Origin of the sequence: Kocuria flava, from assembly GCF_001482365.1 — a bacterium.
Classification (GTDB): domain Bacteria; phylum Actinomycetota; class Actinomycetes; order Actinomycetales; family Micrococcaceae; genus Kocuria; species Kocuria flava.
On sequence record NZ_CP013254.1, the window covers coordinates 220,056 to 232,556 of the forward strand.

Genomic DNA, 12,501 nt, shown 5'->3' on the forward strand with positions numbered 1-12,501 from the left:
ACAGACCGCTGCGGTGGTGCGGACCGGAGGGCCGCACCACCGCAGAATGTGCACAACCCGGACTAGGACGTCTGGGCAGGCAGCACGTACCGCCCGGTTTTGTCGGTCGCCAGGGCGAGTGAGGAGATGTACTGCTTCTCCCCGTGCGGTCCGGGCTCGGCAGAGAGCATCATGTCCGGGCGCTCGAACTCCAGGCCGCTGACGTGACACATGAGCTTGACGTCAGAGGGGTTGCCGTCGGCGTCGAACATCGGCAGATCGATGCCGTCGTCGATGCGCCGCAGGTAGTACTTCCCACGGGTGGCCACAGCGAGCAGAGGCGGGCAGACCAACGCCAGCCCAATCGCGAACATCGGCGAGTACGGCTGCACGGCGGCCCCGAAAGCGCCGAAGAACACGGCGATCGACACGCCCGCGGAGAGCAGCATCGAGACGAAGCCGACCGGGTTGACGGCGTAGAGCATGCCGCGGCGGAATTCGGGGGCCTTGGGCGAGAGCTTGAGCAGGTACTTGTTGACGGCGATGTCGGTGGCAACCGTGACCACCCAAGCCATCGCGCAGTTGGCGTAGAAGCCCAGGATGGTGTTGAGGAAGTCGAACATGTTCGCCTCCATCAGCACGAGAGCGATGGCGAGGTTGAACAGGATGAAGACGAACCGGCCCGGGTAGTGCTTGGTGATCCGGGTGAAGCTGTTGGTCCAGGCCAGGGAGCCGGAGTAGGCGTTGGTGACGTTGATCTTCAGCTGCGAGACCACCACGAGGATCAGGGCCAGGGTGAGCGCCAGCCAGGTCGGCATCATTTCCTCGTAGACACCGAGGAACTGATGCACCGGCTCGGTGGCCGTAGCGGAGGCGGCCGGGTCAAGCTTGGCCAGGAGCCAGACCGTGATGAACAGGCCCGTGGCCTGCTTGAGGGCGCCGAAGACCACCCAGCCGGGCCCGCCCATGACCACGGCGGTCCACCACGCGCGGCGGTTGGCGGCGGTCTTGGGCGGCATGAAGCGCAGGTAGTCGATCTGCTCGGCGATCTGCGCCATCAGGGACAGACACACCCCAGCGGCCAGCATGACCGCGGACATACTGAGTCCGCCGTCGCCGCTCTGCCCCTGGTAGGCGAAGAAGGTCTCCACCGATTCCGGATTGGTGACCACGAGGAAGGCCAACGGGAAGACCATCAGCAACAGCCACAACGGGGTGGTCCACACCTGCAGCTTGGCCAGGGTGTTCATTCCGTAAATCACCAGCGGGATGACGACGAGCGTGGAAATCGCGTACCCGATCGCCTGCGGGATGCCCAGCACCAGCTCGAGACCCTGGGCCATGATCGAGCCCTCAAGGGCGAAGAAGATGAACGTGAACGTGGCGAAGATGATGTTGGTGACCACGGACCCGTAGTAGCCGAAGCCCGAGCCGCGGGTGATGAGGTCCAGGTCGATGTTGTACCGGGCCGCGTAGTAGGCCAGCGGCAGACCGGTGGCAAAAATGATGACCGCGGCCACGGCGATGCCCAGCAGGGCGTTGGCCGTGCCGTGGGTCATGCCGATACTGGCGCCGATGGAGAAATCGGCCAGGTAGGCGATGCCACCCAAGGCACTGGTCGCCACCACGCCCGGGCCCCACTTCCGGTACGAGCGCGGGGCGAAGCGCAGCGTGTAGTCCTCCAAGGACTCCTTGGTGGCCTGGCTGACGTCGCGCTCGGGGGCTCCCGGGGCGTGCGCGCCGGCGGGAGCTGCCGGCGAGTCGAGAACAGAAATCCCGGCAGCGGGATGCGCCCCCGGGTCGGTAAAAGGCGGGGGCAGCTGATCGGTCACGGTGCTTCCTTCGGTCGGCGGGCGTCGCCTGCGAACCTAGCGACGCCATGATGCCGCACCATGTCGCCATTGTTTCTCGAGCGTAAAGAGCGCCCGAGGCCGCGGGGCATACGGTGAACCGTCATGGACCGAAGGTCCAACCCGTGCCACTCCTATTCATCGAATTCTTCATCGTCACGACCAGACAATCCTGCATCGATACAAGAAGGGACGGGACTGCTGCGTCGCTGGGTGCCATGAAAGGTAGCCTGATGGCCGCTATCTGGGCCATATGTAAAGCGAGTGGTGGCGGTGAGCTACCCACCCTTGATCCCCGGGTGGTTGGTGCGCCGTGTGCGTAGAGTATGGGCATGATCTTCAACCGTCTGGCGTGGTGGTGGCTGCGATAGCAGCCGGTTGAAGCACGACCACGGGCTGCACAGCAGCCCGTGCCCCACCGCCACGGCCTTGCGTGCAGCTCCCTTTCGAACAGGAGCACGCACATGGACTCGTTCGCCGTCGCCGAGCAGCGCTCAGCCGAACTGACCCGCACCATCGCCCAGGCCCCGCAGAACTTCCGGGTACTCACCGGGGAACGCCCCACCGGGGCTCTGCACCTGGGCCACTACTTCGGCAGCATCATCGAACGCCTCCGGCTGCAGCAGGCCGGGGTGGAGACGTTCTTGGTGCTGGCCGACTACCAGGTCATCACCGACCGCGACACCACCGACCGCGTGCAGGAGAACGTGCACAGTGCGGTGCTGGACTACCTGGCCGCCGGGCTGGACCCGAAGCGCACCACGATCTTCACCCACTCGGCGATACCGGCGCTGAACCAGCTGCTGCTGCCCTTCCTGAGCCTGGTCACCGAGGCCGAGCTGCACCGCAACCCCACGGTCAAGGCCGAGGCCGCCGCCTCCGGCCGGGCGTTGAGCGGGCTGCTGCTGACCTATCCGGTGCACCAGGCCGCCGACATCCTCTTCTGCAAGGGCAACCTCGTGCCCGTGGGCAAGGACAACCTGCCCCACGTGGAAATCACCCGGGTCATCGCCCGCCGTTTCAACGACCGCTACGGGCACGTCTTCCCCGTCCCCGACGCCCTGCTCACCGCCGCCCCGGAAGTACCGGGACTGGACGGGCGGAAGATGTCCAAGAGCTACGGCAACACCATCGCCCTGTCGATGACCGCCGAGGAGACCGCGGCGGTGATCCGGCGTACCGTCACCGACGCCGACCGCCGGATCACCTTCGACCCAGCAACCCGCCCCGGGGTCGCCGCGCTGCTGTCCACCGCGGCCCTGTGCCGGGGCACCACCCCGGCACAGATCGCCGAACAGGTCGGCGACGCCGGGGCCGGGCGCCTGAAACAGCTCACCACCGAGGCCGTCAACGACTTCCTCACCGACCACCGGCGACGCCGACAGGAACTGGCCCGGGACCCGCACCTGGTGCGCGACATCCTGCGCCGCGGCACTGCACGAGCCCACGAGATCGCCGAGGCCACCCTCACCGAAGTCCGCGAAACCATGGGCACCACCTACTGAACCTCCACACCCACCCAGTCCTCCCCCCCCCCCCGGGCCGGGATGTGAAGCCGGCGCACGATGTGCGGAACACAGGAGGAGCGGCCGACACGCACAGCACGGGCGGGGTGGAGAAGAACACGGCAATCCTCTATAGCGTGGAAAGACCTACCCCAGGAGGATCCTCATGATGGACGTCGCCGGCTTCGGAGCGTTCCTCGGACTGTTCATCTGGTCGCTCATGGTCGCCCTCACCTTGTGGCTGCTCTACTGGGTGGTGCGCAAGGGCGTCACCGCCGGCATCAAGGACTACGCGCACCAGCACGGCGACCGCACCGGCAACTGGCGGCCATAGACGAACGTCAGCACTTCCGGAAGACGCGGCACAGCCGGCCCTTGACCAGGGTCTCCTCCACGAGTTCCAGCCCTGCTTTCTCGAGGACGCGCTGCGATGCGCTGTTCTGCGCGAACGTCTCCGCCCAGACCGACAGACCCAGCTCCTCGCCGATGCCCACGAGCTCGGTGGCCACCTCGGTCGCCAGGCCGCGCCCCCACACCTCCGGTCGCAGCGCGTAGCCGATCCACAACTGCCAGGACTGCCCTGCAGGAGCCGGCTGAAGACGCAGCGTCGCATCCCCGATCATCCGGCCCTCCAGGAAGACCGCCACCCCGCGCACGAACCACCCCGGCACCGCATCCTGCCCGGACAAACGGGCCCGGATGCGCTCCTGCACCTCATCGCGCGACAACGCGGCATGGCCCAGGTACTCGGTGACGTGCGGGTCACCCCGGTAGACGAGCATCGCATCCAGGTCGGCGGCCCGCACCGGACGCAGCAGGCATCGGCCGGTGCGCCGAGGCCACACCCCAGCGATCGGGTCAGGCGGATCGAACATGTCCCCCAGTCGACCACGAGCCCGCGGCACCACAGCGCACAGAACTTCTGGTGTCGCTTCAGAACCCCTACCGCACATCTGTTGGCGCCTATGGTGGGATCCCGACCAAGGAGCTGACCCATGCCGATGATCCACGTCCTCAACGCCACCGCTTCCAGCACGGAACGCAAACGTGAGCTCATCGCCGAGCTCACGAACACCTACGCACGCGTGATGAACATGCGCCCGGACACCATCCGGGTGGTCATCGAGGAGTTTCCGCGGGAGAACTGGGGCGTAGCCGGGGTGACACTGGCCGACTCCGGACAGAACGAATCCCTCGGAGCACCCACGAACGGCGTTCCCTCCTAGCATCGATCCGGAGCAGGACATGCACCCGGATCCTGGCCGACGGCCTGTCCTGTGGCGACCAGCAGGCCTGGTGCACGATCACCGCGCTGCACGAGGGCGAAGCCTCCACCGTGGCCTGCAGCGATGACCGTGCCCGGGAACTGGACGAGATGCAGATCCGCTTCGCCGACGACCCCTGTCTGACGGCCGCCCGCGAGCAGCTCCTCGTCCATGCCGGGGACATCCGCACCGATCGGCGGTGGCCGCCCTACGCCACCGCCGCCGCCTACGACGGCATCCGCTCCGTCCTGGCGGTGCCCTTCGACCTGGCCGGTGTCGGCCCGGCGTGCCTGAACACCCATTGCGACCGTCCCCACGCGTTCGACAGCGCGCAGATCCAGGCGGTGCAGCAGATGGTCGCCGCCACCTCCCGGACACTGCGAGAGGCGTCGCTGCTGCTGCGCCGCCGGGATCGGGAGGCGGAGCTGGCCGCGGCCACTGCCTCGCGCACCACCGTGGAGCGGGCCGTGGGCATCGTCATGGGCCAATACGGTTGCCCGCAGGAGGAGGCCTTCCGCCTCCTGCGTACGGCCTCCCACCGCCGCGGAATCAAGCTGCGGGAACTGGTCGCCGAGCTGGTGGCCGCCCACCCTGCTGATCACTGAGTGCCATCCTCGTCCGGCCACCCCCGCCCGGGGCCGCCAGACCGCACTGCAGATACACCGTCGGCTGACCGACACCGAAACACGTCCTACCCCCAGGGCGACGAAATGGCAGAACACCGTACTACCACCGCTCACCTGAGCCTTCCCAAGCCTTCATCACCCGGAGAGGACCACCATGGCCACCGATTACGACGCTCCGCGCCCCAGCCCGGAGGACGCGCAGGCCAACGAGTCGTTGGAGGTGATCCGCGCCGCCGGCAGCGGGCCCCTCCAAAGCCCGGACATCGACGATGCCGAGGCCGACGCCGCTGAGAGCATCGACCTGCCTGGGGCAGATCTGTTGGCGGAAGAACTGGTCATCCAGATCATCCCCGAACAGGACGACAAGTTCCTCTGCGCCTCCTGCTTCCTGGTCCACCACCGAAGCCGGCTGGCCCGTGAGACCGGTGGTCACCGGTTCTGCACCGACTGCGAGGCCTGACTCGCCAGGCACCCGAGTAGCCCGGTCGCCGCCGGGAGAGACCCACCGGTGATCTCGGGCCATGCCGAAGAGCACCGGCCCCCAGCAGTGCCCAGGTGTGGTGGTAGGGAACGGCCAGGATCCACCGTTCGGGGGGGGACCGGCGCGGTAGTACACCGTGATCACCTCCCCGGTGGTCAGTGCGGGCTGTGTTGGGGGAAGCCACGGTTCCTCGCGGAGGCCCGTGTACGTGCTCGAGGGCAATGGGGGCTGGCCGCCCCCCGAGCACGTGCACGGGCCTCGGCGGTGAGCCACCGGAGGTAGCAGCAGCGCAGGAGCAGCCCACCGGCCAGCAGCACCAGCCCGGTGATGGTGACCGCGCCACCGAGCACCTCCAGCAGGACAGGGGTGCTGAGGGTAGCCACGACCCCAGGCTAGGGTCCCGGACCCGGTGCCTTGCGGTCGTGGGGTGGAACTCACAGCGTTTTTCCGGCCAACACTGCTATCTGGGCGTTTCCTGCGGCCTGATACCCAGGCCCCGACCGTTAGTGGAATACTGAGATCATGAGCGCCGCCTGCGACGCCCCCGATGACAGACCCTGGCCTTCGGGCCGGACGGATCCTGCGGGGCAGTGGAGCAGAGGCCCCTGCTCTGCCTCCTGGTCGGAGTGACACTGAACGCCGCACCCACGCACTGATACTTCCCTCCCGCCCGGGCAGAGGGCCACCGGGACGCCCATCGATGCGGTGCACGCTCGCCACGGCATGACCGCGCTGGTAGCCGGGGCAGCACGACCACGGTCGGGCAGGTGCTGAGCGAGCCCATCGTCGGGCCCGATACCGTGACCCGGCTGTCGGGCATCCTGCGCGCCGGAGGCCTGCAGAGAGCAACCCCAGACACCGAGTTCGGCGGCGCCCTCCCACACAAAGCGCCCTGGCAGCAGCGACGGCGCCCTCGACCCGGGCCGCCGGTTGTTGCCGCGGAGCCCGTGCACCGCTTGTCAACTACCTCTTGCGCTGATGCCCTACCGGTACTGACCCGGTGCGCTTGAACCTGATCTGTATTGGAGACTGAAGGACTTTTATGGACAGCGACACATTGATCAACCTCGGCCTCGTGCTGGCCTTCGTGGTGGTCGGAGGCGTCTTCGCCGGCACGGAGATGGCGATCGTGAGCCTGCGCGAGAGCCAGATCAAAAAGATCGAACGCTCCGGGCGCAAGGGTGCGCGGACCGCAGCACTGGTGCGGGACCCGAACCTGTTCCTCTCCGCCGTGCAGATCGGGGTGACCGTGGCCGGGTTCTTCTCCTCCGCATACGGCGCCTCCACCATCGCCCCGGACATCGCCCCACTGTTCGAACAAGCCGGGCTGTCGGGCGCCGCCGCGCAGACCACGGCGCTGATCGGAATGACTCTGGTCATCGCCTACCTCTCCCTGGTCTTCGGGGAGCTGGTGCCCAAGCGCCTGGCCATGCAGCGCTCCGTGGGCTTCACCCGCGTGTTGGCCCCGCCACTGAGCTTTTTCGCGAAGCTGATGCGCCCGGTCATCTGGCTGCTGTCGGTCTCCACCAACGCCGTGGTGCGCCTGCTCGGCGGGAATCCGCACGCGGTCACCGAGGAAGTCACGGCCGAGGAGATCCGGGAAATGGTCGTGGACACCCGCGGCCTCGGCCCCGTCTCCCGGTCGATCCTCACCGACGTCTTCGAGGCCGACGACCGCCGGCTGGCCGAGGTCATGCGCCCGCGCCCCGACGTGCACTTCCTCGACGGCACCCTGCCCGTCACGGAGGCCTACCGGCAGGCCCTGGCCCTGCCGCACTCCCGCTACCCGGTCACCGGTGAAGACATCGATGACGTCCTGGGCTTCGTGCACATCCGCGATCTGGTGGTGGTCGACGCCGACGGGGACGGGGTCATCGAGTCACCCCCGCGCACCCTGGCCGAAATCCTGCGCCCGATACCCTATCTGCCCGAGACCAACTCCGTGCTGCGCACCCTGCAGTTCATGCGCAAGGGCGGTCACCACATCGGGTTGGTCGTGGACGAGTACGGCGGGACCGCGGGCATCGTGACCCTGGAGGACCTCGTCGAGGAGCTCGTCGGCGAGATCTACGACGAGTTCGACACCGGGGCGAAGGAGCACGAGGATACCGTGTTGCGTAAAGGCGAGGCGGTGCTCGTGGACGGCGGGCTCATCATCCAGGAGGTCCCGGCGGAGACCGGGCTGGTCATCCCGGAGGGTCACTACGAGACCGTCGGCGGGTTCATCATGGAGCGGCTGGGACGGGTGGCGCGCACCGGCGACGCCGTGGAGGTCGACGGTTACCGGCTGGAAGTGATCGCCACCGACCGCAACCGGGTGGAGCGCGTGCGCATCATCCGCCTGCCAGAAACCAACGCCACCGAAGCCAGCACCACCGAGACAGAACCGGCCGGTTGACCCGCCGGTGCGCCCAGGCACCCAGTCGCCAGCACCCCCTTCCGGGATCGAGACTGCGTCGGGCGCGCCGACCACTCCGGCCCGGGCGCCGGGTGCGCTCCTCCAGCGACCGTCGCTGGATATCGCCTCGCAAGTGGCCCCCATTGCTCTGTTCCCATCAAGGGGCCACCCGCCGTAGGTGCCCTTCCTCATAGAAGGCAGCACAGGACCTCGTATACCCTGGCAAAAGCCTAGGGGAGTATCCTTCAGCGCTGTGGACGTCAGCACGTCGGGTCCCCGGACCCGGCCGGACGCAGCGGCCGGACCCAGCGCGGCGCACCCGAAGGGTGCGGCGTGCTCGGCGGAGAGACTTACGGCTGTCCCGTACTCGACCCCGAAAGCAGAACCATGGAAGTCTCACCCACCGTCTGGATCGTCACCATCGCGGCCATTGCCGGCCTGCTCCTCTTCGACTACGTGTTCCACGTGCGCAAGGCGCACGAGCCCCAGCTGAAGGAAGCCGCGATCTGGTCGGCGATCTACGTGGGCCTCGCGCTCCTGTTCGGCCTGTTCGTCCTGGTGGAGTGGGGTGGTCGCTACGCCGGGGAGTACTACGCCGGGTACATCACCGAGAAGGCGCTGTCCGTGGACAACCTCTTCGTCTTCCTCATCATCATGGCGTCCTTCAAGGTGCCGCGCGAGGACCAGCAGAAGGTGCTGCTCTTCGGCATCACCTTCGCCCTGGTGGCCCGCACCGCCCTGATCTTCGTGGGCGCCGGGCTGATCAACCAGTTCGCGTGGGTGTTCTACGCCTTCGGCCTGATCCTGCTGCTCACCGCCGGCTCGCTCATCAAGGGCGAGCTCTCGGAGTCGGGCCACGACGAGGCCGACAACTTCGTGGTCCGCCTGGCCAAGCGCTTCATCCACACCACCGACTACTACGACGGCGACAAGCTGTTCACCGTCCACAACGGCAAGCGGGCGATGACCCCGATGCTGCTGGTCATGGTCGCCATCGGCGGCACCGACATCCTCTTCGCCCTGGACTCCATCCCGGCGATCTTCGGCCTGACCCAGGAGACCTACCTGGTGTTCACCGCCGTGGCGTTCTCGCTGATGGGCCTGCGCCAGCTGTACTTCCTCATCGACGGGCTGCTGGACCGGCTCATCTACCTCTCCTGGGGCCTGGCGATCATCCTGGGCTTCATCGGGGTGAAGCTGATCATCCACGCCCTGCACGAGAACACCCTGGGCTTCATCAACAACGGGCAGCACGTCGACGTCGTGGAGATCAGCATCGGGCTGTCGCTGTCGGTGATCATCGGCGTGCTGATGATCACGGTTCTGGCCTCACTGTTCAGTCCAAAGGGGCGGGCCCTGCGCATCATCGGTGGACTGCAGACGACCGCCGAGCAGTACGTCACCCTGCCGCAGGACGCCCCGGATGAGCAGCGCCGGGCCCTGGCCGCCAAAGTCGCCCGCTACCAGGAGAAGATGGATTCGATCTCCCCCCGCTACCGGGAGGAGCTCATCGAATCCGAGAGGCACTTCCACGAGCTGCTGGACCGCGCCCACGGCAAGCACCGCCAGTACGAGCGCACCGGCGTGGCCCCCGAACCCGAGCCAGTGTCCGCCGCTGCGGCCGAGTCGGTCAAAGGCACCCACGCCGACACGCAGGCCGCCGCCGGGACCACCACCTCGGACAACCGACGCGACGACGACGGCACCAGTACCATCTGAGCCCGCCCTCCGGGGGAGGGACCGCCCCCGAGGAGATTCCTCCCCCGCGCACACGGGACTCCACCCCCCATCGCCCTCACCGGAACTCCCGCATCCAGTGCCGACGTGCTGGCCCGCCGGGGAACCACGAGCGGGCCCCGTTGCGCTTGTCCGGGCTGCTGGCATTCAGGCGGGATGGCCATGCCCGTTCGCCCCGAGTGGTGAAAAGCCCGCTGGGGCACGACATGTGCATCACGATGTCCACAGACAACGACTGCCTCAGATGGTCGTCGCCTGCGGCAGCTCCCGGATCCGCAGGTAGAGCGTCGCCCGCGACATCCCGAGGTCCTTGGTCACTTGGGTGGCCGGCTCCCCGCCGTCGATCAGCCGCAGCGCGTTGCCGACCTGGGAGTCGGTGAAGGTCTGGCGCCGCCCGCCGAGGTCCTTGCCGGCGGCCCGGCGTTTGGCCACCGAGTCGGTGATCCTCTCCCGTTTGATCTCCAGCTCCATCTGCGCCAGAGCGGACATGACGGTGAACACCATCGAGCCCATCGGAGTGGTGGTGTCCACGTCTCCCCCACCGAGGTTGAGCACCCGCAACCCCGCACCCCTCCACCGCAGCGCTTCGGCGAAGGCCAGCATGTTCTGCGTCGACCGACCCAAACGGTCCAGCGTGGTGATGACCAGAGTATCCCGCGACTCGAGCGCCGCCACCGCCCGGTCGAACTGCGGACGCGAAGCACGGGCGCCAGACACTCCACTGTCGACATATACGTCATCGCGCCGAACACCGGCATTCAGAAGGTCAGCCACTTGACGGTCTGCATCCTGCTGGCGCGTCGACACCCTGGCGTACCGATCAACTTCCCCATGCCCACCTCATTTGTCTCGCAACTGACGTTGAGTATCCGATTCTAGGGGCATGGATAAAGCACAAGGATGCGAGACAAGCCAAACCGCGGAAACATGCGGGTGTGAACCACAGCGATAAGTGGCGCGCTTCTCACAGAGCTAACTGACGGCCTCGAGGGTGTGTGGTCCGATCAGCTGGACCGCTGGGGGCCGAAGTGCATGGGACAGGTTTCGGGGCGTCGGGGGTAGAACTAATCGCCTTTCAGGCGCTCTTCCAGGCGTTCCATGCGCTCTCGGTACTCCCGATCCTGCTCTTTCGCTCCTCGCCACACCATGACGAAGAGCGCGAGATTGAGGAACGCGCCCACCACCGTGCTCCAGGAGACTCCGTCGAAAATCGCGAGGACCAAGAGGGTCACAGCCAGAACGCCCAAGACGATGGCGATGCTCCCGCTGATCGGCGCTTTTCCCGTGGCCACGATGCCCCCTATCGGTCTGCCCGTCCGAAGCGCGGAGCACAACACCCCACGACGGATCTCACGAAGTACTACGAAGGCGGGGCTCAGAGCCCGTGCCGGCCTCGGCCTGCTGCACCCTGACGGGCGCGCCGACTTCCCGATCGGGGGTACCCCACCCAGGGCGCCGGCGGCTCAGCTGGACTCGTCGTGATGCTCTCTCCCGTGCAGCCGGTCGTACTCGGCTCTGGCTTCCATCGCTTCGGTCGTCCGGCCGCGCTTCACGGCGCGCCAACCGGCATAGACCAGGCCAAGAGTTAGCACGACAAGCCCCAGCCCCAGGAGCGTGTACCCCGCCGCGAAGCAACCGGCGGCCGCCAGAGCCGTCGGGGCGGCCATTCCCGTCAGCAGCCCCTGCGTCTTTGATCCCCGCATGTGTCCCCTCTTCCCCCGTTCCAGACCCTCTATGGATCAGGCAATCAGGTGAGGTTGCAAAGGGGAATGGTCCACCACAGAAATGTACGCACCGGGCCCGACCCGCGAGGGGATGGGAGACCTCTTGTCGAGGTCGAGCCGATCGAGGGCGCCGGCTCAAGATGGGCGTCCCACTTCCTAGGTACTGGGACGGTCGGCGCCGAGATCCACGTTCGGGGACTATGGATATCGATTTGAATGCCAGAAGTTAGGCCTAGAACTCAGTGCCATCTAGGTCGTACGGAACCGACTTCCGGTACGCTGAGCGCATGGAATTGGGCTACGCGCGGGTCTCGACGGCCAAACAGGACCTCGACCGGCAGATCGATACCCTCCGGCAGGTCGGGATCGCCCCGGAGCGGATCTATGTGGACAAGAAGTCCGGGGCCACCACCGAGCGTCCCGGACTGACTGCCGCCCTGGCCTACGCACGGGAGGGCGATGTGATCGTGGTGCACACCCTGGACCGGCTCGGGCGCACCGTGCGCGACACCCTGAACCTGATCCACGATCTGGCCGAGCGAGGGGTGGGTGTACGGAACCTCGCGGATCCGATCAAGGTGGACTCCACCAACCCGAACGATCCGATGGCGCAGCTGGCGGTGGTGCTACTGGCGTTGTTCGGGCAGATGGAGCGCACCTACACTCTCGAGCGCGTTGCCCACGCCCGATCGGTGGCCACGGCCAAGGGCCGGCGGATCGGACGGCCTACAGTGGTGGATCCGGACAAGCTGGCCTACGCGGTGCACCTGCGCGAGGCCGGGCACACGATGGCGGAGATCGTGGCGAAGACCGGGATCACCCGCACCAGTCTCTACCGCCACCTTCCGCCCCGACCGCCGGAGCCGGTGACGGCTGGACCGGTCACCGCCGCCGAACCCGAGCCCGACCGCGGTCCGGTGGGCTGATCCCCGTGGG

The 12,501-nt window shown here is 67.2% G+C and carries 12 protein-coding genes; 8 read left to right on the forward strand and 4 right to left on the reverse strand.

What is annotated here, in order from left to right; all coding sequences use genetic code 11:
* Positions 1 to 62: 62 nt before the first annotated feature.
* A complete protein-coding gene (locus AS188_RS01000) occupies positions 63 to 1,754 on the reverse strand; it encodes a purine-cytosine permease family protein (protein ID WP_373865638.1) in 1,692 nt (563 codons plus the stop codon).
* Between the two features lie 539 nt (positions 1,755 to 2,293).
* On the opposite strand from AS188_RS01000, the gene trpS reads away from it, so the two are divergent.
* Both trpS and AS188_RS17045 read left to right on the forward strand, forming a co-directional pair.
* Complete coding sequence (trpS, locus tag AS188_RS01005; RefSeq protein WP_058857277.1) at positions 2,294 to 3,334, forward strand: tryptophan--tRNA ligase; 1,041 nt, start codon at positions 2,294 to 2,296, stop codon at positions 3,332 to 3,334.
* Between the two features lie 166 nt (positions 3,335 to 3,500).
* Complete coding sequence (locus AS188_RS17045; protein ID WP_169797978.1) at positions 3,501 to 3,668, forward strand: hypothetical protein; 168 nt, start codon at positions 3,501 to 3,503, stop codon at positions 3,666 to 3,668.
* Between the two features lie 7 nt (positions 3,669 to 3,675).
* On the opposite strand, the gene AS188_RS01010 is transcribed toward AS188_RS17045, so the two are convergent.
* On the reverse strand, positions 3,676 to 4,209 hold the full coding sequence (locus AS188_RS01010; protein WP_109223041.1) for a GNAT family N-acetyltransferase: 534 nt from the start codon (positions 4,207 to 4,209) through the stop codon (positions 3,676 to 3,678).
* A gap of 120 nt (positions 4,210 to 4,329) precedes the next feature.
* Between AS188_RS01010 and AS188_RS01015 the strand changes: the two genes are divergently transcribed.
* From AS188_RS01015 to AS188_RS01035, 5 genes are all read left to right on the forward strand, one after another.
* Positions 4,330 to 4,560 (forward strand): tautomerase family protein, encoded by a 231-nt coding sequence (locus AS188_RS01015; protein ID WP_058857279.1) that lies wholly within the window; start codon positions 4,330 to 4,332, stop codon positions 4,558 to 4,560.
* A 110-nt stretch (positions 4,561 to 4,670) separates the two neighbouring features.
* Positions 4,671 to 5,204 carry a GAF and ANTAR domain-containing protein gene (locus AS188_RS01020; RefSeq protein ID WP_058857280.1) on the forward strand — a complete coding sequence of 178 codons (534 nt, stop codon included), beginning with the start codon at positions 4,671 to 4,673 and terminating at the stop codon, positions 5,202 to 5,204.
* A gap of 175 nt (positions 5,205 to 5,379) precedes the next feature.
* Positions 5,380 to 5,685 (forward strand): DUF4193 family protein, encoded by a 306-nt coding sequence (locus AS188_RS01025; protein ID WP_058857281.1) that lies wholly within the window; start codon positions 5,380 to 5,382, stop codon positions 5,683 to 5,685.
* Positions 5,686 to 6,748: 1,063 nt separating this feature from the next.
* A complete protein-coding gene (locus AS188_RS01030; RefSeq protein WP_058857282.1) occupies positions 6,749 to 8,104 on the forward strand; it encodes a hemolysin family protein in 1,356 nt (451 codons plus the stop codon).
* A 387-nt stretch (positions 8,105 to 8,491) separates the two neighbouring features.
* Positions 8,492 to 9,823, forward strand: a complete 1,332-nt coding sequence (locus AS188_RS01035) for a TerC family protein (protein ID WP_058857283.1) — start codon at positions 8,492 to 8,494, stop codon at positions 9,821 to 9,823.
* Positions 9,824 to 10,081: 258 nt separating this feature from the next.
* On the opposite strand, the gene AS188_RS01040 is transcribed toward AS188_RS01035, so the two are convergent.
* Positions 10,082 to 10,648: a recombinase family protein gene (locus AS188_RS01040; RefSeq protein ID WP_083529122.1), complete on the reverse strand. Its 567-nt coding sequence runs from the start codon at positions 10,646 to 10,648 to the stop codon at positions 10,082 to 10,084.
* 257 nt (positions 10,649 to 10,905) lie between these two features.
* Positions 10,906 to 11,133, reverse strand: coding sequence for a hypothetical protein (locus tag AS188_RS01045; protein WP_058857285.1), 228 nt, complete (start codon positions 11,131 to 11,133; stop codon positions 10,906 to 10,908).
* Between the two features lie 719 nt (positions 11,134 to 11,852).
* Between AS188_RS01045 and AS188_RS01055 the strand changes: the two genes are divergently transcribed.
* Positions 11,853 to 12,491, forward strand: coding sequence for a recombinase family protein (locus AS188_RS01055; RefSeq protein WP_058857287.1), 639 nt, complete (start codon positions 11,853 to 11,855; stop codon positions 12,489 to 12,491).
* Positions 12,492 to 12,501: the final 10 nt, after the last annotated feature.